At 69.2% G+C, this 22,340-nt stretch carries 19 protein-coding genes, 2 rRNA genes and 1 riboswitch (1 of these 22 cut by a window edge); of the genes, 5 read left to right on the top strand and 16 right to left on the bottom strand.

What is annotated here, in order from left to right:
* The first annotated feature begins 26 nt into the window (after window positions 1–26).
* Both ACWG52_RS31070 and ACWG52_RS31065 read left to right on the top strand, forming a co-directional pair.
* Complete coding sequence (locus ACWG52_RS31070) at window positions 27–650, top strand: barstar family protein (RefSeq protein WP_453126534.1); 624 nt, start codon at window positions 27–29, stop codon at window positions 648–650.
* Between the two features lie 178 nt (window positions 651–828).
* Window positions 829–1,659: a PhzF family phenazine biosynthesis protein gene (locus tag ACWG52_RS31065; protein WP_389808327.1), complete on the top strand. Its 831-nt coding sequence runs from the start codon at window positions 829–831 to the stop codon at window positions 1,657–1,659.
* Between the two features lie 46 nt (window positions 1,660–1,705).
* Here the strand turns inward: ACWG52_RS31065 and ACWG52_RS31060 are convergent, their stop codons facing one another.
* From ACWG52_RS31060 to ACWG52_RS31050, 3 genes are all read right to left on the bottom strand, one after another.
* A complete protein-coding gene (locus ACWG52_RS31060; protein ID WP_389808324.1) occupies window positions 1,706–2,446 on the bottom strand; it encodes a hypothetical protein in 741 nt (246 codons plus the stop codon).
* Between the two features lie 88 nt (window positions 2,447–2,534).
* Complete coding sequence (locus ACWG52_RS31055; RefSeq protein WP_389808321.1) at window positions 2,535–3,335, bottom strand: CPBP family intramembrane glutamic endopeptidase; 801 nt, start codon at window positions 3,333–3,335, stop codon at window positions 2,535–2,537.
* Between the two features lie 163 nt (window positions 3,336–3,498).
* Window positions 3,499–5,031, bottom strand: a complete 1,533-nt coding sequence (locus tag ACWG52_RS31050; RefSeq protein WP_389808320.1) for a glutamate-cysteine ligase family protein — start codon at window positions 5,029–5,031, stop codon at window positions 3,499–3,501.
* A gap of 487 nt (window positions 5,032–5,518) precedes the next feature.
* Between ACWG52_RS31050 and ACWG52_RS31045 the strand changes: the two genes are divergently transcribed.
* Together ACWG52_RS31045 and ACWG52_RS31040 are read left to right on the top strand one after the other, a co-directional pair.
* Window positions 5,519–6,139, top strand: coding sequence for a hypothetical protein (locus ACWG52_RS31045; RefSeq protein ID WP_389808317.1), 621 nt, complete (start codon window positions 5,519–5,521; stop codon window positions 6,137–6,139).
* 261 nt (window positions 6,140–6,400) lie between these two features.
* Entirely contained in the window at window positions 6,401–6,589 is a 189-nt protein-coding gene (locus ACWG52_RS31040) for a DUF5999 family protein (protein ID WP_030009772.1), read from the top strand.
* An 81-nt stretch (window positions 6,590–6,670) separates the two neighbouring features.
* Here the strand turns inward: ACWG52_RS31040 and gcvP are convergent, their stop codons facing one another.
* The gene (gene gcvP, locus ACWG52_RS31035; RefSeq protein WP_389808314.1) at window positions 6,671–9,565 is read right to left on the bottom strand and encodes an aminomethyl-transferring glycine dehydrogenase; all 2,895 of its coding nucleotides are present in this window, start codon (window positions 9,563–9,565) and stop codon (window positions 6,671–6,673) included.
* A 192-nt stretch (window positions 9,566–9,757) separates the two neighbouring features.
* Window positions 9,758–9,856: riboswitch (glycine riboswitch) on the bottom strand.
* Between the two features lie 112 nt (window positions 9,857–9,968).
* Between gcvP and ACWG52_RS31030 the strand changes: the two genes are divergently transcribed.
* Window positions 9,969–10,334, top strand: coding sequence for a PRC-barrel domain-containing protein (locus ACWG52_RS31030; protein ID WP_030770347.1), 366 nt, complete (start codon window positions 9,969–9,971; stop codon window positions 10,332–10,334).
* A gap of 40 nt (window positions 10,335–10,374) precedes the next feature.
* On the opposite strand, the gene ACWG52_RS31025 is transcribed toward ACWG52_RS31030, so the two are convergent.
* The 12 genes from ACWG52_RS31025 to ACWG52_RS30970 all read right to left on the bottom strand — a co-directional run.
* Window positions 10,375–11,841 (bottom strand): DNA polymerase IV, encoded by a 1,467-nt coding sequence (locus ACWG52_RS31025; RefSeq protein WP_389808310.1) that lies wholly within the window; start codon window positions 11,839–11,841, stop codon window positions 10,375–10,377.
* 43 nt (window positions 11,842–11,884) lie between these two features.
* The gene (locus tag ACWG52_RS31020; RefSeq protein ID WP_078909319.1) at window positions 11,885–12,523 is read right to left on the bottom strand and encodes a MerR family transcriptional regulator; all 639 of its coding nucleotides are present in this window, start codon (window positions 12,521–12,523) and stop codon (window positions 11,885–11,887) included.
* A gap of 179 nt (window positions 12,524–12,702) precedes the next feature.
* The gene (locus ACWG52_RS31015) at window positions 12,703–13,176 is read right to left on the bottom strand and encodes a bifunctional nuclease family protein (protein WP_030009777.1); all 474 of its coding nucleotides are present in this window, start codon (window positions 13,174–13,176) and stop codon (window positions 12,703–12,705) included.
* 51 nt (window positions 13,177–13,227) lie between these two features.
* Window positions 13,228–14,001, bottom strand: a complete 774-nt coding sequence (ftsR, locus tag ACWG52_RS31010; RefSeq protein ID WP_389808306.1) for a transcriptional regulator FtsR — start codon at window positions 13,999–14,001, stop codon at window positions 13,228–13,230.
* Between the two features lie 19 nt (window positions 14,002–14,020).
* The gene (locus tag ACWG52_RS31005) at window positions 14,021–14,920 is read right to left on the bottom strand and encodes an FHA domain-containing protein (protein ID WP_078909330.1); all 900 of its coding nucleotides are present in this window, start codon (window positions 14,918–14,920) and stop codon (window positions 14,021–14,023) included.
* Window positions 14,921–15,050: 130 nt separating this feature from the next.
* Complete coding sequence (locus tag ACWG52_RS31000) at window positions 15,051–15,971, bottom strand: DUF881 domain-containing protein (RefSeq protein WP_389808303.1); 921 nt, start codon at window positions 15,969–15,971, stop codon at window positions 15,051–15,053.
* 5 nt (window positions 15,972–15,976) lie between these two features.
* Window positions 15,977–16,309 (bottom strand): small basic family protein, encoded by a 333-nt coding sequence (locus ACWG52_RS30995; protein WP_030010496.1) that lies wholly within the window; start codon window positions 16,307–16,309, stop codon window positions 15,977–15,979.
* Window positions 16,306–17,214 (bottom strand): DUF881 domain-containing protein, encoded by a 909-nt coding sequence (locus tag ACWG52_RS30990; RefSeq protein WP_389808300.1) that lies wholly within the window; start codon window positions 17,212–17,214, stop codon window positions 16,306–16,308. The genes ACWG52_RS30995 and ACWG52_RS30990 overlap by 4 nt, the downstream gene beginning before the upstream one ends.
* Before the next feature lie 110 nt (window positions 17,215–17,324).
* On the bottom strand, window positions 17,325–19,820 hold the full coding sequence (locus ACWG52_RS30985) for a sugar phosphate nucleotidyltransferase (protein WP_389808297.1): 2,496 nt from the start codon (window positions 19,818–19,820) through the stop codon (window positions 17,325–17,327).
* Window positions 19,821–19,920: 100 nt separating this feature from the next.
* Window positions 19,921–20,511 (bottom strand): CDP-alcohol phosphatidyltransferase family protein, encoded by a 591-nt coding sequence (locus tag ACWG52_RS30980; RefSeq protein WP_030718774.1) that lies wholly within the window; start codon window positions 20,509–20,511, stop codon window positions 19,921–19,923.
* 138 nt (window positions 20,512–20,649) lie between these two features.
* Window positions 20,650–20,766 (bottom strand): 5S ribosomal RNA (gene rrf, locus ACWG52_RS30975).
* 79 nt (window positions 20,767–20,845) lie between these two features.
* A 23S ribosomal RNA gene (locus ACWG52_RS30970) occupies window positions 20,846–22,340 on the bottom strand (it continues 1,629 nt past the right edge of the window).

Raw genomic sequence — 22,340 nt, 5'->3', positions numbered from 1 at the left:
GGACCGGTCGGGTGCGAACATGCCGCATGAGCAGCTTCCTTCCCACCCTCACCGAACGCCGATCGCCCTGGGTCACCTTCACCTCCTCGGCCGATCCCTGGGTCGCCGCGGCCGAGGCCGAGCTGCGAGCCCGGGGTGGGATCGTGCTGCGGTTGGACGGCGAGGAGCTGCACGAGAAGGGATGCATGTTCCGCGCATTCGCCCGTGAACTGGGCTTCCCCGGCTACTTCGGGCACAACTGGAACGCCTTGGTGGACTGCCTCGGCGACTGGCACGGGCCCGGACACGGCAAACAGGACGTGGCGGTGTTGATCGACGGCGCGGACACACTGCTGGACGTCGAGTTCCTCGATGTCCTCGTATCGGTCTTGTGCGACGGCGCCTGGCGGGCCAACTTCATGGTCGACCTCGATGGTGAGCCGCACTCGTACGGTTCCCCTTTCGCCCTGCACTTCGTCTTCCTCCTCGACCACGTCGCACCCGCCGATTTCACCGAGGCCGCCGCCTCGGACGAGCACGTGTCCGCGGCCGTGGTGGACGGCAGGCTGCTCCTCACGCTGACCGCGTGGGGCGGAGACCCTGTCTGGCCACCGGCCGGTGACGACTCCCCGACCACGGATGCTCCGCCCGTGGACGCCGAACGCCCTTGAGCCGCCGCTCACAACACACCGGCCGCTTCGCCGCCCTCGATGACCTCACGGCCATCGAGGCCGAGCCGTTCGAAGCGGTCACCGTCCGCCCGGCCGCCGTCGGGCCGGTCCCCCGACAGGGCCAGTCACCCCCGATTGGCCTTTGTCGACGATCAAGAAATCGTCCTACCGTCGGGACATGCGCATCCGAATCGTCGACGCCTTCGCCGACCGTCCCTTCCACGGGAACCCCGCCGGAGTCCTGCTCCTCGACACCGCGTTCCCCGGGGACGCCTGGCTCCAGCAGGTCGCCTGCGAGATGAACCTCTCCGAGACCGCGTTCGCCCACCCCCTGCCGCCCGGCGGGGACGCCGACTGGGCGCTGCGCTGGTTCACCCCGGCCGCCGAGGTCGACATGTGCGGCCATGCCACCCTCGCGACCGCTCACGTACTGGCCACCAGCGGGCTGGCCACGGGACTGATCCGCTTCTCCGCGCGCTGCGGCATCCTGACCGCCGAGACGGCCGAGGACGGCACGATCACCATGGACTTCCCGACGTCCTCGCTCACCCCGGTACCGGCGCCCGCCGCCGTGGATCACGCGCTCGGCGGCCCCCCGATCCTCTCCGTGCACGACACCGCCGATCACATCGGCGACCTCGTCGTCGAGCTCGCCGACGAGAAGACCGTCCGCGAGCTGGAGCCGGACCACGCGGCCCTGCGCGCCTTCGCCCGGCGTGGGGTGATCGTCACCGCGCCCGCCGAGGATCCCTCCCTCGGGTACGACTTCGTCTCCCGCGGCTTCTTCCCCGCCTTCGGGATCGACGAGGATCCGGTCACCGGAAGCGCCCACACCGCGCTCGCCCCGTTCTGGGCGGAGCGGCTGGGCCGCACCGAGCTGACCGGCCTCCAGGGCGGCGCGCGGCGCGGTCTCGTACGGGTGACCCTGGCGGGCGACCGCACCCTGCTGACCGGCAGGGCCGTCACCGTCGTCGACGGCGAGCTTCTCGCGTCGCCGCCCGCCGCCTGACCGACGGGACGGCCGGGGGCACGGACGCGGGACCGCCCGGGTCGGCTCAGCCCGCGTGCCCGTCCCGGTCGCCCTTCGACCGCGCCGTCCTCCGCTCCGTCCTCCGCGCCTTCGCCTCTGTCTTCGCGTCGGCCTTCGCGCGGGCGGCGGTCCGCCGCGCCTCCTCGTGCTCCGCCCAGGCCGCCGAGTCGATCCGCTTGCGGTAGACCTGCGCCGGCTCGGCCTTGCCCAGGTGCACCGTCCACCCCCACAGAAGGGCCGACACCACGAAGAGGACACCCGCCAGCCCCAGATAGGAGGCGATCTCCTCGCCCTCGGAGGCGCCTTCCTCGTGGAGGAACCCCGGTACGCCGGTGATGAGCACGTTCACCGACCACGCGAGCGCCGCGTTGAACAGGACGAGGGAGATCCAGTAGACGACCCGTACGGTCTTCGCCGGGCCGCTCAGCTCCCCCAGCAGCAGCAGGCGCCGCAGGGTGACCGGCCCGGTCCGGTGGCGGCCGCCCGTGTCCTGCTTGGCCCGGCGCACCGACGCGTAGCACTCGTCCAGCCAGCGCCCCGGCTCCGGGTCCGGCACGGAGTCGGTCGGCGCCGCCTGCTTGGCCTGGATCCAGCCCGAGAGGAACTGGATCTCCAGCTGGGCCTTCTCCAAGCGCCTGCGGTAGTGGTGGTCGCTGCTGCGCGCCTCGCGGCGGTCGCGGATGAGGAGGCTGATGCCGCCCACCAGGCCGGTGACCACGGGCACGAGGAAGGGCGCGAACGGTACCAAGGTGTCCAGAACAGCCACCGGGCGCGCCTCCTTGCTCGCCTCCAGCGTCGCATCGCCCCGGCATCCGGCACCGTCCGGAAGGGCCGATCGGGTGGCCCCGCCCGGGTCAGGGTGTCGGCAGCCAGCCCACCTTGCCCGCGAGCAGGGCGTAACCGCCGAAGGCCACGAGGTCGAGGAGCGCGTGCGCGACGACGAGCGGTCCCACCCGGCCCCAGCGCCGGTAGGCGAGGACGAAGACGGCGCCCATCACCATGTTGCCGATGAAGCCGCCGATGCCCTGGTAGAGGTGGTAGGAGCCGCGCAGCACCGAGCTGGCCAGCAGCGCGGCCATCGGCGACCAACCCAGCTGGCCCAGCCTGCGCAGCAGGTAGGCCAGCACGATGATCTCCTCGACGATCGCGTTCTGCAGCGCGGAGAGGATCAGTACGGGGAACTTCCACCACACGTCGGGCAGCGCCTCGGGGACCACGGTGAGGTTGAAGCCGCCGGCCCGGGCGCCCAGGTAGAAGGCCAGTCCGGCGCTACCGATCCCGGCCGCGACGAGGGCGCCCCGGCCCAGGTCCCACCAGGGGCGGGTGCGGTCGAATCCCAGTACCCGCAGTCCGGGAGCGCCCTCACGGGTCAGCAGGTGCGCCACCAGCAGTACGGGCACCAGGGCGCTCGCGATCCCGAACAGCTGCCAGGCGAGGTCCAGCCAGGGCCGGCCCGGGGCGTAGGAGCCGTTGAGCGTGGCCGCCTGGTCCTTGAGGCCGCCGGGCTTGGTGAGCGAGCCGATGAAACTGATCAGGGCCGAGACCCCGCTCGCGCCCAGCGACAGCGCGAGGACGAGCAGCGTCTCGGTGCGCAGCAGGCTCCGCCGCCCGTCCTCGTCCAGTTCCACGAACACCGGCTCCGGCTCCGTCCGCACGCCCGACTCCGTCCTGCCATCCCGTTGCGATCACCCCATACTGCCTCCTCGGCGGGCCGGGAGGATCACTGCGGGGCCATCACCGGCGATCGCCGGGATCACGGGGATCTCCGGGATCGCCGGGATCACGGGCATCGTCGGACGGTGTCGGGCGAACGGCCGGTCAGCGGGCGACGGGCACCGAGGCGCTCACCTCCTCCGTCAGCCCCACCGGCCAGGTGTGTACCGGGTCGCCCTTGTGCATCAGCTCCGTGTACCTCCGGGTCGTCGCCGCCAGTGCCTCGTCCCGCTCCAGTCCGCCGGCGAGCGCCCGGTGGTAGGTGTCCACCTGCCAGGTCGCCCCGTTCACCCGGCGCCGACAGCGCTCCTCGATGATGCCGAGGTAGTGGTCCCGGTCCGCGGGCTCGATGCCCCAGGCGTCCAGCCCCGCCGCCGCCATCGGCAGCAGCTCGTCCAGGACCAGCCGGACGGCCGGCACGCTCGCCGGCCCCCCGGCCCGGCCCCGGCGTGGCCACCGCAGCCGCGCGTCGATCCCGTACCGGCAGGCCGCGTCGAAGTTCGCCTCCGCCTCGGCGAAGGGCAGCCGGGTCCACACCGGTCGCGGTTCGTCCGCGAGGGTGCGTACGAGCCCGTAGTAGAAGGCGGCGTTGGCGACGACGTCGGCGACGGTGGGCCCGGCCGGCAGCACCCGGTTCTCCACCCGCAGGTGCGGCACCCCGTCGGCGACCCCGTACACGGGCCGGTTCCACCGGTAGACGGTGCCGTTGTGCAGGACCAGCTCCTGCAGCGCCGGCACCCCGCCCTCGGCCAGCACCCGCAGCGGTTCCTCCTCGTCGCATATCGGGAGCAGGGCCGGGAAGTAGCGGACGTTCTCGGCGAAGAGCTCGTACGCCGAGTCCACCCACCGCTCCCCGAACCAGGTGCGCGGCCGCACGCCTTGCGCCTGGAGCTCGGGCGGCCTGGTGTCGGTGGCCTGCGTGAACAGCGGTGGCCGCGACTCCCGCCACAGCTCACGCCCGAACAGGAAGGGCGAGTTGGCGCCGACGGCGATCTGTACCGCGGCCACCACCTGCGCCGCGTTCCACACCGCCGAGAACCGCGCCGGCGTCACCTGCAGATGCAGTTGCACGGAGGTGCAGGCGGCCTCCGGCACGATCGACCCGGAGGTCCAGATCAGCCGTTCGACGCCGTCGATGTCGAGCGTGAAGTCCTCCCCGCGCATCATCAGGATCTGCTCGTTGAGCAGCGAGTAGCGGTCCACCGCCGAGAGGTTCGCGGTGACCAGGTCCGTGCGGGAGATCGTCGGCAGAATGCCGATCATCACCACCCCGGCGTCGATCTCGGCGGCCTGCCTGTGGGCATAGCCGAGCCCGGCGCTGAGTTCCTCGGCGAGCTGGTCGAATACCCGGCCGCCGAGTCGGTGCGGAAGGACGTTCACCTCCAGATTGAACATTCCGAGTTCGGTCTGGAAATCGGTGCTCGCAATCCGCTCCAGCACCTGGGCATTCACCATTCTCGGCATCCCGTCGGAACCCGCGAGATTCAGCTCGATCTCCAGTCCCATCATGTTCTTGGGGCGATCGAACCTCTTCTCCGCCAGGAGCCGCTCCAGTCCCTCCAGACACTCGTGGAGCTTCCTTCGATACCGCTGCCGATCGGACAGGTCGAATCCGCCTGCCACGACCTTCTCCCCCATCGAAGCGTCCCTCCTCGAGTGGGCCTGGCCCGTGACACCCAGGCACGCGTTACGGTCGATGATGCCCCGGCAGCGTGATCCATAACGCGCGAGGGGCGTGCGTGGCGAGGAGCGCGCGCCGGTTTGGCCGAAGGGCGCTTCGGCACATTCACCTGGCAAGTCGCGTTATGCAAATTCCGCTTCGACTTTGCCTTGTTCGGATAACCGACGCTTTCCAGCCGAGCCCCCGTCCGGTAACCTCCGAGGTCAGCGCGACATGTTCGCGTGCATCCGACATGAATGCCATGTCAGCGGGTCCGGTAAGCGCCTTGCCGGCAATAGGCGGGACAGCTAGCCGAAACACTGCGTGAACACATGTCGTATAAACTCCGCAAACGAGGCAGAGAGTTGGCGCGCGGCCATTGCCCCTCGGCCCCCCTCTGGCCCCAGAATGCGAGTCCGCACCTGCCCCCGTTCCACCGGTCTCCCAAGTGAGAGGCGACCCACCATGCCGCTGCATGTCCCTCCGGCTCCCGCGCCCGCCCTGCGCAGCGTCCTCGCGGCACTCGGTTCCCCCACCGCCGTCCACGAGGCGCACACCCCGGCCCTGCGCGCGATCCAGGGGCCGCTGACCGCCGAACTCCCCCTTCCGGTCCACGTCCTCGACCGGTTGGGCATGTCCAACCTCGCGGCCGGTGGCAGGCCGCCGCGTACCCGGCTCACGGGCTGGCGGTTCCTGATCCGCAGCGGGGACCGCCACGTGGCGGCGGCCGACACCCGACTGACGCCCGACGGCTGGGTCTTCTCCCATTTCTTCGAGGGCCCCTACGTCGCGGCCACCGAACGCGCCCTGCGCCAGGCGGAGTCCCTCACGACCGGCTACCAGCCACGGCTGCTGTCGGTACCGGAGCTCTACATGCTGACCCTGTGGCTGCACGGGGCGGTGGGCGCGGACGCCGCCGCCGGGCTGCCGGCCGGAGAGGACCTGCTGGTACCCCTCGCCCCGGCCCCGCCCGGCATCGCCCCGTACCGACCGCATCCGGTCTCCGAGCTGCTGCCCGTCATGGTCCGCCGGCTGACCCCGACGCCGGCGCCGACCCCTCCCACCCTGGCGGCGCCGGCCGCCTGACCCGAATCACCCATTCGGCCTAGTCCTCCCGGGCCACTTGCGAACCATCCGAAATGACAGGGGAGTTGGCCTGAACCGCCCGCACGAGTGATGCGTCATCAATCTGTGAGGACAGCTGCCGGGAAATACCTGCGAAGCGGCTGTCATGGGGGAAGACTGATGACACGCTCCCCGCGGGTGCGGGGATGACCCAGGGGGACGGCCATGAATCACGCATCGAGCCGTAGCACACAGACCACACCGCAGCGAAAGAACGCATCCATGTGCCAGCACCAGCCAGCCTGCCCGTCAGCCGAATCCGCCGACCGGGAGGCCGCGCGCCCGGTGGCCAACCACCCGGAGCAGGGCTGGAGCCTGCTGTGCAATGGCGTCCTGCTCTTCGAGGACACCGGTGAACTCCTGCCGGACGGCCAGATCATCGCCCCGCACCGCCCGCTCGCGGCGGCCTAGGCGATCGAACCGTCCGGCCGACGGTGGAACGACGAAGGGGCCGGTCCGGGAGACTTCTCCCGGACCGGCCCCTTACTCATGTCAGGCGTCGTACTCGTCCAGCGGCGGGCAGGAGCACACCAGGTTGCGGTCGCCGAACGCACCGTCGATGCGGCGCACCGGCGGCCAGTACTTCTCGGCGGCCGTGACCCCGCCCGGGAAGACGGCCTCGTCCCGGGTGTACGGGTGGTTCCACTCGCCGCCCAGCGCCGCCGCGGTGTGCGGGGCGTTGGCCAGCGGGTTGTCGTCCACCGGCCACTCGCCGCCCGCGACCCGCTCGATCTCGCCGCGGATGGCGATCATCGCGTCGCAGAAGCGGTCGATCTCGGCGAGGTCCTCGGACTCCGTCGGCTCGATCATCAGCGTGCCGGCGACCGGGAAGGACATGGTCGGCGCGTGGAAGCCGTAGTCGATCAGACGCTTGGCGATGTCGTCCACGCTCACGCCCGTGGCCTTCGACAGCGGCCGCAGGTCGATGATGCACTCGTGCGCGACCAGGTTGCCCGGGCCGGTGTAGAGCACCGGGTAGTGCGGCTCCAGGCGCTTGGCGATGTAGTTGGCACCCAGTACCGCCACCTGGGTGGCGCGCTTGAGGCCCTCGCCACCCATCAGGCGCACGTACGACCACGAGATCGGCAGGATGCCCGCCGAACCCCACGGAGCGGCCGAGATCGGGCCGACACCGGTCTCCGGGCCCGCGGTGGGCTGCAGCGGGTGGTTCGGCAGGTACGGGGCCAGGTGCGCCCGGACGCCGACCGGGCCGACGCCCGGGCCGCCGCCGCCGTGCGGGATGCAGAAGGTCTTGTGCAGGTTCAGGTGCGAGACGTCGCCGCCGAAGTGACCCGGCTTGGCCAGGCCCACCAGGGCGTTCAGGTTGGCGCCGTCGACGTAGACCTGGCCGCCCGCCTCGTGCACCTGGGCGCAGATGTCGGCGACGTGCTCCTCGAACACACCGTGCGTCGAGGGGTAGGTGATCATCAGCACGGCGAGCTCGTCGCGGTGCTGCTCGATCTTGGCACGCAGGTCGGCCGCGTCCACCTCGCCGTCGTCGGCGGTCTTGACGACGACGACCTTCATACCGGCCATCACGGCGCTGGCGGCGTTGGTGCCGTGCGCGGAGGACGGGATCAGGCAGACGGTGCGCTGCTCGTCACCGTTCGCACGGTGGTAGGCGCGGACGGCCAGCAGACCGGCGAGCTCACCCTGGGAGCCGGCGTTCGGCTGGATGGAGACCTTGTCGTAGCCGGTCACCTCGCAGAGACGTTCCTCCAGCTCGTTGATGAGCGTGAGGTAGCCCTCGGCCTGCTCCACCGGAGCGAAGGGGTGCAGCTGACCGAACTCGGGCCAGGTCACCGGCTCCATCTCGGTGGTCGCGTTGAGCTTCATGGTGCAGGAGCCCAGCGGGATCATGCCGCGGTCCAGCGCGTAGTCCTTGTCCGAGAGCTTGCGCAGGTAGCGCAGCATCGCGGTCTCGGAGCGGTGCTGGTGGAAGACCGGGTGGGTCAGGTAGGCGTCCGAGCGCAGCAGGCCCTCGGGCAGGGTGTCGGCGGTGGTCCCGTCGAGCGCCGTGATGTCTGCGGCGTCCCCGCTGACGCCGAAGGCGGCCCAGACGGCCTCGATGTCGGCGCGCAGGGTGGTCTCGTCGCAGGCGACGGAGACGAGGTCGGCGTCGACCTGGAACAGGTTGACCCCACCCTCGCGGGCGGCGGCGACGACCTCGGCGGCACGGCCCGGCACGCGGGCGGTGACGGTGTCGAAGAACGAGCCGTGCACGATCTCGACCCCGCCGGCCGTCAGACCCGCGGCGAGCAGGGCGGCGTAGCGGTGGGTGCGGTTCGCGATCGTCCGCAGGCCGTCCGGGCCGTGGTAGACGGCGTACATGCCGGCCATGACGGCGAGCAGCACCTGCGCGGTACAGATGTTGCTGGTGGCCTTCTCACGGCGGATGTGCTGCTCGCGGGTCTGGAGCGCGAGGCGGTAGGCCTTGTTGCCGTCCGCGTCCACGGAGACGCCGACGAGGCGGCCGGGCAGCGAGCGGGCGTGCTTGTCCTGGACGGCCATGTAGCCGGCGTGCGGTCCACCGAAGCCCATCGGGACGCCGAAGCGCTGGGTGGTGCCGACGGCGATGTCCGCGCCGAGCGCGCCCGGGGAGGTCAGCAGGGTCAGCGCGAGCAGGTCGGCGGCGACGGCCACGACGGCGCCGAGCTCGTGGGCCTGGTCGATGACCGGCTTGATGTCGCGGACGGCACCGGAGGCACCCGGGTACTGGACCAGCACACCGTAGACGCCGCGCTCGGCGACCTCGGCCGGGATACCGGCGGACAGGTCGGCGACGACGACCTCGATGCCGATCGGCTCGGCGCGGGTCTCGATGACGGCGATGGTCTGCGGCAGCGCGTCTGCGTCCACCAGGAAGACGTTGCCCTTGGACTTGCCCACGCGGCGGGCCAGGGTCATGGCCTCGGCGGCCGCGGTGCCCTCGTCGAGCAGCGAGGCGCCCGAGGTCGGCAGCCCGGTCAGCTCGGCGACGACCGTCTGGAAGTTCAGGAGCGCCTCAAGGCGGCCCTGGGAGATCTCCGGCTGGTAGGGCGTGTACGCCGTGTACCAGGCCGGGTTCTCCATGACGTTGCGGAGGATCACCGGCGGCGTGAAGGTCCCGTAGTAGCCGAGACCGATCATCGGGGAGAGGACCTGGTTACGGTCGGCGAGCGAACGCAGCTCGGCAAGTACCTCGGCCTCGGTACGCGCCTCGGGCAGGTCGAGCGCCTCGGCGGTCTTGATCACATCCGGGACCGCGGCAGCGGTCAGTTCGTCCAGGGAGCCGTAGCCCACCTGGGCGAGCATCTTCGCCTGCGCCTCGGCATCCGGGCCGATGTGGCGCTGTTCGAAGGGGATGCCTCGCTCCAGCTGGGAGAGCGGAATGCGGTTGGCGGTCATGTACGGAGGCCTCCTGGTCGTATGACCTGCGAGGGGCACCACGGCGCGGGCACCCGGACGGCCTCCCCCTCTGTCATCTGCACCTGAGAGTTTCACCGGAGTCACGGGGGTCTCCCGAGGATCCGGCTTTCACCGTCGGTGAGGAGGGGGACCGGCACTGTGCCCGGTACCCGCCCTGCTTTCCAGAGTGGCCTCGTCCGTGCGGTACGTATGCCTGAGAGATTCCGGGGAGGATTTGCTCCTTCGGCGCCTCCGTCTCGTTCACTCGGAGGACTCTCCCGCACAGGGTCGACAGCCGTTCACCAGCGTACCAGCGAGGATCTGAACCCTCCCCGAGTGGCCTCCGCTGCGGATATGCACTTCTGTAGTCATTACGGAGCAGTTGCGACCTTTTGGAGGGACCGTGCAGACCGACATCGATCCGCGCAGCCTGATCGGCCGCAAGGCGTTCGACCGCAATGGCACCAAGATCGGCACGATCGACGAGGTCTACCTCGACGATGCCACGGGCGTCCCGGAATGGGCCGCGGTCCGGACGGGGCTCTTCAGCCGGGACGCGTTCGTTCCTCTGGAGCCGAGCGAGCTGGTGGGCGACACCCTGCGGGTGCCCTTCGAGCGCGCCCTGATCAGGGACGCCCCGGACTTCGGTGTCGGGCGCCACCTCTCGCCCGAGCAGGAGCTGCAGCTCTACCACCACTACGGTCTGGACACGACCCTGCCGGCGGACTTCAACCGCGACTTCGGCCGACTGGCGGGTGACGAGAGCTGAGCCGCGCCGGGCCCTCCCCGGCCTCCCACCAAGCCCTCCCTCAGGGCCTTCCCTCGGCTCCGTCCCCCACCAGCGGCAGCGGATCGGACGGCTCCAGTTCGGGGTCGTCCACCCGGAAGGTCCGCACCCGGCCGGGCTCCGATCCGGGCTGTTCGAACCGCACGGTCACCCGCCCGACCCCGCTGCCCTGCACCCAACCGGGCCCGTACACGGCATGCCGTACGTCGCTCCCCGCCGCCCAGCGCCGCTCGGGGGCCTGCTCCGGCTCCTCGGACGGCTCCGCAGCCCCGTGGGCACCTTCCACCTCCGTCTCGGCCGCACCGGACGTCACAGCTGCCTCTCCGGCCCCGTCCGCCCCGTCCGCCCTGGCCGTCCTGTCGGCCACATCGGCACCGCCGGCCCCGTCCGCCCTGTCCGCCCCGTCCGGCTCAGCGGCGAGGGACTGCGCGAACAGGTCCTCCTGCGTGTAGTCCGCCAGGCCGCTCACCCCGACCCCCAGCAGCCGCACCCCTCCCGTGGTGTCCACACCCTCCAGGAGCCGGGCCGCCGCCTCCCGCACCACCGCCGGATCGTCCGTGGGCCCCCGCAGGGTCTCGGACCGGGTCAACGTGGAGAAGTCGTACCGGCGCACCTTGAGCACGATGGTGCGCCCCGAGTGCCCCGAGTCCCGCAGCCGCCGCACGCACCGGTCGGCGAGCCGCTGCACCTCGCCGCGGATCCTGACCCGGTCGTGCAGGTCCACGTCGAAGGTGTCCTCGACCGACACCGACTTCGCGTCCCGCTCCGCGACCACCGGCCGGTCGTCCAGCCCGAGCGCCATCCGGTACAGCCCGGCGCCGGCCGAGCGGCCGACCATCCGGACCAGCTCGTCCTCCCCGGCCTCCGCCAGCTCTCCCACCGTGGTGATCCCGGCCCGGCGCAGGTGCTCGCCCGTGGCCGGCCCCACCCCGGGCAGGGTCCGCACCGACATCGGCGCGAGCAGCTCGCGCTCCGTCCCCGGCTCGATCAGCAGCAGTCCGGCCGGCTTGGCCTCCTCGGAGGCCACCTTGGCCAGCATCTTGGACCCGGCCAGCCCCACCGACCCGCTGAGCCCCGTGGCGGCCCGGATGTCCGCCCGGAGCCGCTCCCCCGTCTCCCGCGCGCCGCGCGAGTCGAAGGCCACCCCGCCCGCCTCCAGATCCACGAAGGCCTCGTCCAGGCTGAGCGGCTCCACCAGGGGCGACAGCTCGCGCAACAGGGCCATCACCACGTCGCTGACCTGTCGGTAGAGGCTGAAGCGGGGGATCAGGTAGGCGCCGTTCGGGCACAGCCGCCGTGCCTGCCCCATCGGCATCGCCGAGTGCACCCCGAAGCGCCTGGCCTCGTACGAGGCCGTGGCGACGACCCCGCGTGGACCGAGACCGCCGACGATGACGGCCTTGCCCCGCAGGCTCGGCTTCGACGCCTGCTCCACGGAGGCGTAGAAGGCGTCCATGTCCAGATGCAGGATGGTCGGCGCGGCTCTCACAGCCCGATGCTGCCCTACGCCACTGACAACGCCTCGGCTCGGGTCACACGGCCCGGTTGCGGCGGGCGGCCAGCTCGTCCGTCGGGTTGTGCCGGACGAGGGTCTCGCCGGTGTCCACGCGCTCCCCGTGCAGCTGCGACAGCGCGCTCTCGACGTCGCTCCACACCACGCCCACGGCGATGCCGAAGACGCCCTGCCCGCCCTGGAGCAGGCTCACGACCTGGTCCGGCGAGGTGCACTCGTAGACGGTGGCGCCGTCGCTCATCAGCGTCATCCGTTCGAGGTCCGAGAACCCGCGGTCCTGGAGGTGCTGGACGGCCGTGCGGATGTTCTGCAGCGCCACCCCGGTGTCGAGGAAGCGCTTGACGATCTTGAGGACCACGACGTCGCGGAAGCTGTAGAGCCGCTGCGTCCCCGTGCCGTGGACGGCCCGCACGCTGGGCTCCACCAGCCCGGTGCGGGCCCAGTAGTCGAGCTGCCGGTAGGTGATGCCGGCCGCGGCGCACGCCGTCGGCCCGCGGTAGCCGATCTGCTCGGGCTCCGGGTCGGCGCTCACCGGTCCGACCGGCGTCGACTCCGGCTGACGGCGCGCGGAACCGACCGCACCGCCGCGCAGCGGGTACGGCCCAGCCTCACTCCGTACGGGGGTGCCCCCGGTCGTACCGTCGCCCGTGATCCTCACGCCGACCCTCCGTCCTTGACCTGCCCACCTCGAAGGTAGGCAGTCACCAGGGGTGCGTCAACGATCGCCACACTCGGCACGCCGAGTGATAATCACCCTGAGAGTGGTTTCCCGTATCCCTTTGCGGGGAAAGGCTAATCGAATGGGCTGAGGATCCCCGAGGACGACGCGGCCGACACTCACTGCGGGCCGGTACCGAAGTCCTCCGGCGAGATCTGGTCGAGGAACTCGCGGAACTTCTCCACCTCGTCCTCCTGCTCGTCCGGAATGGCGATTCCGGCGTCGTCCAGCACGCCGTCACTGCCGTAGATCGGCGTCCCCGTCCGCAGGGCGAGGGCTATGGCGTCGGAAGGGCGCGCACTCACCTCGACCCCGCTGGCGAAGACGAGCTCCGCGTAGAAGACGCCCTCCCGCAGATCCGTGATCCGGACCTCGGTGAGCTCCTCGCCGATCGCCTCCAGCACGTCCTTGAACAGGTCGTGCGTCAGCGGTCGGGCAGGGGCCATCCCCTGCTGCGCGAAGGCAATGGCGGTCGCCTCCCCTGGACCGATCCAGATGGGGAGGTACCGGTCGCCTCCCACTTCACGCAGGAGCACGATCGGTTGGTTGGAGGGCATTTCCACCCGGACACCCACAACGTCGAGCTCGTTCACACAGCAACCCTAGGACCTGCTCGGCAGGTTTGGGTAGTCGGGCCCCCCACCTCAGGGCAGCCGAACCCCGAGAGCGGTCTGCACGAGGGCCTCGTGGAGCCGTACGGAAAGCCCCGCGAGCTCCTTCAAGGTGGCCTCCGCGTGAGCCCTGGTCTGCGGGTTGCGATGCCGGCGCAGCGGTGCGACGACCTGCTCCACCAGGCCCGCCTCACGGTCCGCGGCGGCCTTCATCGCGCGCAGGTGCCGCGGTTCCAGCCCGAAGCGGCCGAGGTCGGCCACCAGCCGGGCCACCGTGACGGCCTCGGCGTCGAATCCGCCGTCCGCGCCCTCGGCGAGCAGCCCGTAGGACTCCCACTCGACCAGTTGCGCCTCGTCCACCCCCGCGGCCGCGAGGAGCTCCTCCCGGCCCACCCGGGCCACGGTGGGGCGCTCCCGCCCGACTTCGCCGTAGACGGCCGCCGGTCCGGACGGGTCGACGGAGTCCCCGTGCGCGGTGGGCGCCGGGATGCGGATCTGTTCCCCGCGGGCGAGCGCGTCGAGCTGCTCGCGGATGACCTTCAGCGGCAGGTAGTGGTCGCGCTGCAGACGCAGGATGCGCGCGAGCCGCTCCACGTCCTCGGTGCTGAACTTGCGGTATCCCGAAGGTGTGCGTCGGGGCTCGACGAGTCCCTCCGCCTCCAGGAAACGGATCTTCGAGATCGTGACTTCGGGAAACTCGTCACGCAGCGTGGTGAGCACCGTGCCGATGCTCACCAGCCGCCCGGCCGGGCCGGCGGTGCCGGCGGTGCCACTTCGCGGGGCACCGCCGGTCGGGGTACGCAGCATGGAACCTTCCCTAAAAGGGTCAGATGCCCCGCAGGCTCGCGTAGAAGACCAGCCGGTACTTGCCGATCTGCACCTCGTCGCCGTTCTGCAGAGCGACGGAGTCGATCGGTTCACGGTTCACGTACGTGCCGTTGAGGCTGCCGACATCGGCGACGGTGAAGCCGCCTTCCTGGCTCCGGCGGAATTCGACATGGCGCCGGGAGACGGTGACGTCGTCCAGGAAGATGTCGCTCTGCGGGTGGCGGCCGGCCGTGGTCAGCTCACCGTCCAGCAGGAAACGACTCCCGGAGTTGGGGCCGCGCCGCACGATGAGCAGAGCGGAACCGGGGGGCAGCGCTTCCACCGCGGCCTGCGCCTCGGGGGACAGCGAGGAGGACGACACGTGCGGTTGTCCCGACACCTCGGCCTCGTAGGCCTCGAGGCCCGAGATCGAGATGGTGGACGTGGTCTCCGAGGCACGCTCCGGCGTCAGACCCGCCCGCAGCGGCGCACCGCAGTTCGAGCAGAACCGACTGGCCGCATCGCTACGGTGTCCGCACCTGCTGCAAATCTGCTCGGCCGACATGGACGGCTCCTCGCGCCGCGGGTACCCCGCGGATGCATTGGTGGCATACGGGTCGGGGGCAAACCCTCCACCCGCACTTGAGGTTGATGGTTCACCGAAACCTATGCGCCCGGTACCAGCAGGGTCAACAGACGACGCGCCGGGGGCACCCGGAACATCACCCGCGCCGGCGACCTCGTCGCGGAAGAGCGGCCGGTCGCCCTGCCCTTCCACGTCCGCGTGCCCGGCGCGGTGCCGTGCCGCGCCGCCTTCCTCGCGGTTCTTCTTGCCGAACAACTTCTCAAACAACTTCACGGGCGATTCCCCTTGACCGAAATAGACCCGCCCGTGGGGCAGGACGAACTCCGAATGCAGACACCTGCCGACCCGGACATTCTCACAACGTCCGTAACCACCAGACAGTTTCCACCACGCACGGCGACTTCCGTGCGCCGACCCCCCGCAGGCGTCCGCCCGCGTGGGCCGCTCCACTCTTCACTCCGCATCATGACGATGACGACCGAGCGTAGTCAGGCTGCTTCGCAGCCCGCAAGGCATCCACAACGATCTTCGCCGACCGTGTGACGGCAACGGTGGCCTGCTCCTTCTCCAGCGTCTGCACGACACCGCCGGGGATGTTCAGCGCGGGCTCCAGATCCTGGGGCTTGCCGATCACCTTGAACTCATAGGGTTGTGTGATCTTCTTACCGTCGATGGCGACTCCGCCGTTCTCGTCCGAGAAGTACGAGCTCGCCACGATGCGCACCCCGTTGATCTGGATCGCCTCCGCCCCGGCCGCCCGCAGCTCCTGCAGCGTGTCCAACAGCTGGTCGGACTGCACCTGACCCGTGGGATCCGTGATCTTCAGCGTGATGCCCGGACCCTGGGCTGCCACGGTACCGGCCAGGATGCCGAGTTGGCGTTCCTTCTCGACGGTCTGTCTGCGCGCCTCCTCGGCCTGGTCGGAGCTGCTCTCCAGCTCCTTGCGCTGATCCTCCAGTCGCTGCTTCTCGTCCTCCAGGCGCTTGGTCCGCCCGTCGAGCTCGTCGAGGATCCGTACGAGGTCCTCCTGGCGGGCCCCGCGCAGGGCGCTGGAGTCGCTGTTGGACCGGACCTGGATCGCCAGACCGAGGCCGAGGACGAACAGGAGCAGCGCGACGATCAGTTGGGCACGGCTCACCCGCGGGGGCCACAGCCCGGCCGCGAGCCGCTGCCGACCGGTCTCCTCGGGCTGCGCCGGCGCCTCCTCGGAAGGCTCCGAGGGCTCCGGCGCTTCCGGGGGCTGCACAGGCTCCGAAGACCGCGGCTGCTGCGGGGACTGCGGCAGCTGGGGCGGCTCGGGAGACTTCTGGGGCTCGGGGGACTTCGGGGGCTCCGGCGGCCGGCCCGTGCCCTCCGGCTCCTCGGGGTTGTCGTTCGTACTCATCGGCCTCACGCCCGGAACACGTGCCGACGGATGGCCGCGGCGTTGGAGAAGATGCGGATGCCGAGGACGACGACCACGCCCGTGGACAGCTGCGAACCGACCCCGAGCTTGTCACCGAGGAAGACGATCAGCGCGGCCACGACGACGTTCGACAGGAACGACACCACGAAGACCTTGTCCACGAAGATGCCGTCCAGCATCGCGCGGAGGCCGCCGAACACCGCGTCCAGCGCCGCCACGACGGCGATCGGCAGATATGGCTCCACCACGGCCGGCACTTCGGGCCGGACCAGAAGTCCGGCCACCACTCCGGCCAAGAGGCCCAGTACCGCGATCACGATGCACCCTTCTGCTGCTCTGCCGGTGTAGCTGTACGTACGGTCAGGCTCGACGCGGCCGGCAGCCGCAGGTCGTCCGCCGGGGACAGGGAGGAACGGATCCCGTAGCTCTCCTGCAGCACGTGCAGGTACTGTCCGTCCGCCGAGTCCTGGAAGGCCGTGCCCAGCCGCTTCTTGTCCCCCACCGCCAGCACTTCGTACGGCGGCACCAGCGGCCTGTTGTCGACCAGTATCGCGTCACCCGCGGCCCTGATCGCCGACAGTTCCGTCAGCCGCTGGCCGTTGATGGAGATGGCCTCCGCCCCGGACTGCCACAGCCCGTTGACGATCTTCTGCATGTCCCGGTCACGGAGCCGGCCGGTGTCCGAGAAGCCCGAGCTCTCGCGCGGTTTGCCGCCGCCGCCCGACGAGGCGCCCTTCGCGTCGTCCACGACCAGCTTGATGCCCGGGCCTCGGACCGCGGTGGCACCAGCCAGCAGGGCCACGAGCTCGCCCTGGCCCCCGCCGGGCTGCTTCAGTGCCGCACGCTGGCGGGCCGCGACATCGGTCCTGAGGCGGTCGATGTCACGCTCCAGGCCGTGCGTGCGGTCGTCCGCCCGTTCCACCCGGTCGATCAGTTCCTGACGCTCCTTGGCCAGCACGGGCGCCGCTATCCGTGCCTCGGCCGCACCGAGCGTGACGACCATGGCGGTGACGACGAGCCCGGCGGCGAGCCCCAGTTTCGCCTTGAGGGTGCGTGGCAGGCCGGCCGTGCCGTCCGCCTCGCGCCGGGCCGCGGCTTCCGCGTAGCCCTCGTCGAGACTGTGGTCCATCACGTGCGTCAGCAGCGACATGGAGGCGTCCGGGCGCGCAGGGGCCGGAGACGCCGGAGTCCGGTTGTGGGGCGGCTGCGACATGCCGCACATCGTCGCATGTCGGCAGCGCAGTCACCCAATGCGTCCATCCGGTGGGCCGGACGGGTGCCTCCGTACCCGGCCCACCGGACGTCCGCCCTACGTCATCGCACGCCCGGCACTCACTGCCCGGCGCCCTCGACCACGCCCGCCCACTCGTCGAGCAAGGCCTGTGCGGTGCCGTCGTCGGGGCCTTCGGCCCACAGGTGGGTGACCGCTTCCGCCGGGTCCGGGAGGACCAGCGCCCACCGGCCGTCGGCCTCGACCACCCGTACCCCGTCGGTGGTGTCCACCTGCCGGTCTCCGGCCACCTCCACGACCCGCCGCATGACGAGCCCCTTCACCGCCCACGGTGTCGCCACGTCCCGCCTGAGCACGTGGGCCCGCGGGATGCGTGCGTCGATCTGGCTCAGCGTGAGCTGTGTGCGCGCCACCAGCCCGAGCAGCTGTACGAACGCGGCCGAGCCGTCGAAGACGCTGCTGAACTCGGGAACGATGAAGCCGCCCTGGCCGTCGCCGCCGAAGATGGTGTTCTCCGCCCGGCCCACCCGGGTCAGGTCGTCGGGCGAGGTCGTCGTCCACTCGACCTGCGTGCCGTGGTAGGCCGCCACCTGCTCGGCCACCCTGGTCGTGGTCACCGGCAGCGCGACCTTGCCGCTGCGCTTCTCCGCGGCCACCAGGTCGAGCATCACCAGGAGCGCCCGGTCGTCCTCGATGATCCGCCCGCGCTCGTCCACCAGGGAGATCCGCTCGCCCACCGGGTCGAAGCGCACCCCGAAGGCGGCCCTCGCGGAGGCCACGATCTCTCCCAGCCGCACCAGCCCGGCCCGCCGGGATTCCCTGGTCTCGGTCGGGCGGGACTCGTCGAGCCCAGGGTTGATCGTCAGCGCGTCCACACCGAGCCGACCCAGCAGGCTGGGCAGAACCAGTCCGGCGCTTCCGTTCGAGGCGTCCACGACGACCTTGAGCCCGGCATCGGCGATGCCGGTGGTGTCCACCCGCCGCAACAGCGAGCCGGTGTAGGCGTCGAAGACGCTGCCCGGGAACTGCAGGTCTCCGATCTCTCCGGGGAACGCCCGCCGGTACTCCTGGCGTGCGTACACCCGGTCCAGTTTGCGTTGTCCCTGGAGCGAGAGGTCCGCTCCCCGCTCGTCGAGGAACATGATGTCCACGGAGTCGGGGACACCTGGTGAGGTCCGTAGGACGATTCCGCCGGCACTCCCGCGCGCGGTCTGCTGGCGTGCCACGGGCAGCGGTACGTTCTCCAGGTCGCGTACGTTGATGGCGCTGGCCTGGAGCGCGGAGATCACGGCCCGTTTGAGCGCCCTGGCGCCTCGGGAGTGGTCACGGGCCGTGGTGACGGTCGCCCCCTTCTTCAGGGTCGTGGCGTACGCGCCGGCGAGCCGGACCACCACCTCCGGGGTGATCTCCACGTTCAGGATTCCGGAGACCCCGCGCGCGCCGAACAGATGCGCCTGGCCGCGGGACTCCCAGATCACCGACTCGTTGACGAAGGCGCCGGCCTCGATCGTCTTGAAGGGGTAGACCCGCACGTTCCCCTGAACGATCGATTCCTCACCGATGAGGCACTCGTCACCGATGACGGCGCCGTCCTCGATGCGCGCGGCCCGCATGATGTCGGTGTTCTTCCCGATGACACAGCCACGCAGATTGCTGTGGGGGCCGATGTAGACGTTGTCGTGGACGACGGCCCGGTGCAGGAAGGCCCCGCTCTTGACGACGACGTTCGACCCGATGACGGTGTGCTCGCGGATCTCGGCGCCGGCCTCGACCTTGGCGTAGTCCCCGATGTAGAGCGGCCCGCGGAGCACGGCGTCGGGGCTCACCTCGGCCCCTTCGGCGATCCAGACCCCGGGGGAGATCTCGAAGCCGTCCATCTCGATCTGGACCTTGCCTTCGAGCACGTCGGCCTGCGCCTTGAGGTAGCTCTCGTGCGTGCCGACGTCCTCCCAGTAGCCCTCGGCGACGTAGCCGTAGATGGGCCGGCCTTCCTTCATCAGCTGGGGGAAGACATCGCCGGACCAGTCGACGGAGACGTCGGGGTCCACGTAGTCGAAGACCTCGGGCTCCATGACGTAGATGCCCGTGTTGACGGTGTCCGAGAAGACCTGTCCCCAGGTCGGCTTCTCCAGGAACCGTTCGACCTTGCCCTGCTCGTCCACGATCGTGATGCCGAATTCCAGCGGGTTCGGCACCCGGGTCAGGCACACCGTGACGAGGGCGCCCTTCTCCTTGTGGAAGCGGATCAGATCGGTGAGGTCGAAGTCGGTGAGCGCATCGCCGGAAATGACGACGAAGGCATCGTCCTTCAGGGCCTCCTCGGCATTCTTCACGCTGCCGGCAGTGCCGAGTGGCTTCTCCTCGTGGGCATAGGTGAGCTCCATTCCGAGCTCTTCGCCATCCCCGAAATAGTTCTTGACGAGTGACGCCAGGAACTGCACGGTGACCACGGTCTCGCTGAGCCCATGCCGCTTGAGCAGCCTGAGCACATGCTCCATGATCGGCCGGTTGGCCACCGGCAGGAGCGGCTTGGGCATGCTCGACGTCATGGGGCGAAGACGCGTGCCCTCGCCACCGGCCATCACGACGGCCTTCATGTCGGAAGAGTCCTCCTTGGGAGACGACAGTCGTACCGACCCTCACCCGTCTCGGTCGGTGACTTCGCAACTCCTCCGCGTCATCCGGCGCCGGGCGGGCTCAATCGGCCGTGGAGTCAGCCTTCACAAGACGGCGGACTTGAACCACGTAAAGGATTCCTGCCCACCAATAGAGGGTTGTACCCCATACGGCGAACGCCCATCCGAAAACTGCGGCCAACCAGGCCAACCAGCCGCTTCCGTCACTGAGCAGCAGCAAGGGAAACGCGTACATCAGGTTGAAGGTGGCGGCCTTGCCGAGGAAGTTGACCTGCGGCGGCGGATATCCGTGACGGCGCAGGATCCACACCATGACCAGCAACATCAGCTCGCGCGCGAGCAACGCTCCGGTGAGCCACAGCGGCAGGATCTCGCGATAAGTCAGACCGAAGAGGGTCGACAGGATGTAGAGCCGGTCGGCGGCGGGATCGAGCAGCCGGCCGAGCTTGCTGATCTGATTCCAGCGCCGTGCGAGCTTCCCGTCGAGGTAGTCGCTGATCCCGCTGAGCATGAGGACGGCGAGAGCCCACCCGTCGTACTCCGCGAGGATCAGCCACAAGAACAGGGGCACGCCGGCCAGGCGAGCCATGCTCAGGATGTTCGGAATGGTGAAAATTCGGTCAGTCTGAACCCGAGTCTCCTGGACCTCCACCCGGGGGCCTCCACTGTGACTGTAGAAATCTGTCGTTCGATGCCCTCTGACCCTACAGGAGACCGCACACGTGTCCTGAACGCAGAAAAGCCCCGCACCGAACCCGTAAAGGGCTGGTGCGGGGCTTCCGCAATGATTGTTCGGCGGCGTCCTACTCTCCCACAGGGTCCCCCCTGCAGTACCATCGGCGCTGAAAGGCTTAGCTTCCGGGTTCGGAATGTAACCGGGCGTTTCCCTAACGCTATGACCACCGAAACACTATGAAATTCTGAACATGCTGGTGTTGACACAGCTGTTCGTTATTTCAGAACTAACACAGTGGACGCGAGCAACTGAGGACAAGCCCTCGGCCTATTAGTACCAGTCAGCTTCACCCGTTGCCGGGCTTCCACATCTGGCCTATCAACCCAGTCGTCTACTGGGAGCCTTACCCTCTCAAGGAGGTGGGAATACTCATCTTGAAGCAGGCTTCCCGCTTAGATGCTTTCAGCGGTTATCCCTCCCGAACGTAGCCAACCAGCCATGCCCTTGGCAGGACAACTGGCACACCAGAGGTTCGTCCGTCCCGGTCCTCTCGTACTAGGGACAGCCCTTCTCAATATTCCTACGCGCACAGCGGATAGGGACCGAACTGTCTCACGACGTTCTAAACCCAGCTCGCGTACCGCTTTAATGGGCGAACAGCCCAACCCTTGGGACCGACTCCAGCCCCAGGATGCGACGAGCCGACATCGAGGTGCCAAACCATCCCGTCGATATGGACTCTTGGGGAAGATCAGCCTGTTATCCCCGGGGTACCTTTTATCCGTTGAGCGACGGCGCTTCCACAAGCCACCGCCGGATCACTAGTCCCGACTTTCGTCCCTGCTCGACCCGTCGGTCTCACAGTCAAGCTCCCTTGTGCACTTACACTCAACACCTGATTGCCAACCAGGCTGAGGGAACCTTTGGGCGCCTCCGTTACCCTTTGGGAGGCAACCGCCCCAGTTAAACTACCCATCAGACACTGTCCCTGATCCGGATCACGGACCGAGGTTAGACATCCAGCACGACCAGAGTGGTATTTCAACGACGACTCCACAACCACTGGCGTGGCTGCTTCAAAGTCTCCCACCTATCCTACACAAGCCGAACCGAACACCAATATCAAACTGTAGTAAAGGTCCCGGGGTCTTTCCGTCCTGCTGCGCGAAACGAGCATCTTTACTCGTAGTGCAATTTCACCGGGCCTATGGTTGAGACAGTCGAGAAGTCGTTACGCCATTCGTGCAGGTCGGAACTTACCCGACAAGGAATTTCGCTACCTTAGGATGGTTATAGTTACCACCGCCGTTTACTGGCGCTTAAGTTCTCAGCTTCGCAACCCCGAAAGGTCACTAACCGGTCCCCTTAACGTTCCAGCACCGGGCAGGCGTCAGTCCGTATACATCGCCTTACGGCTTCGCACGGACCTGTGTTTTTCAGTAAACAGTCGCTTCTCGCTGGTCTCTGCGGCCACCCCCAGCTCACGGAGCAAGTCCGATCACCAGTGATGGCCCCCCTTCTCCCGAAGTTACGGGGGCATTTTGCCGAGTTCCTTAACCATAGTTCACCCGAACGCCTCGGTATTCTCTACCTGACCACCTGAGTCGGTTTAGGGTACGGGCCGCCATGAAACTCGCTAGAGGCTTTTCTCGACAGCATAGGATCATCCACTTCACCACAATCGGCTCGGCATCAGGTCTCAGCCTTGTATGAGGGACGGATTTGCCTACCCCTCGGCCTACACCCTTACCCCGGGACTACCACCGCCCGGGCTGGACTACCTTCCTGCGTCACCCCATCGCTTA

This window comes from Streptomyces sp. CLCI03 (assembly GCF_053615355.1).
Note: the sequence above shows the minus strand (reverse complement) of the source record. Positions and strands in the feature narration are given on the sequence as shown.

Excerpts from the sequence above, each read along its gene's own strand:
- ACWG52_RS31070 (WP_453126534.1), top strand. The coding sequence starts at position 27 with ATGAGCAGCTTCCTTCCCACCCTCACCGAACGCCGATCGCCCTGGGTC.
- ACWG52_RS30985 (WP_389808297.1), bottom strand. The coding sequence starts at position 19,820 with ATGAAGGCCGTCGTGATGGCCGGTGGCGAGGGCACGCGTCTTCGCCCC.
- ACWG52_RS31045 (WP_389808317.1), top strand. The coding sequence starts at position 5,519 with ATGCCGCTGCATGTCCCTCCGGCTCCCGCGCCCGCCCTGCGCAGCGTC.
- ftsR (WP_389808306.1), bottom strand. The coding sequence starts at position 14,001 with ATGCTGCGTACCCCGACCGGCGGTGCCCCGCGAAGTGGCACCGCCGGC.
- ACWG52_RS30990 (WP_389808300.1), bottom strand. The coding sequence starts at position 17,214 with ATGTGCGGCATGTCGCAGCCGCCCCACAACCGGACTCCGGCGTCTCCG.
- ACWG52_RS31000 (WP_389808303.1), bottom strand. The coding sequence starts at position 15,971 with ATGAGTACGAACGACAACCCCGAGGAGCCGGAGGGCACGGGCCGGCCG.
- ACWG52_RS31065 (WP_389808327.1), top strand. The coding sequence starts at position 829 with ATGCGCATCCGAATCGTCGACGCCTTCGCCGACCGTCCCTTCCACGGG.
- ACWG52_RS31050 (WP_389808320.1), bottom strand. The coding sequence starts at position 5,031 with ATGGGGGAGAAGGTCGTGGCAGGCGGATTCGACCTGTCCGATCGGCAG.
- ACWG52_RS31040 (WP_030009772.1), top strand. The coding sequence starts at position 6,401 with ATGTGCCAGCACCAGCCAGCCTGCCCGTCAGCCGAATCCGCCGACCGG.
- gcvP (WP_389808314.1), bottom strand. The coding sequence starts at position 9,565 with ATGACCGCCAACCGCATTCCGCTCTCCCAGCTGGAGCGAGGCATCCCC.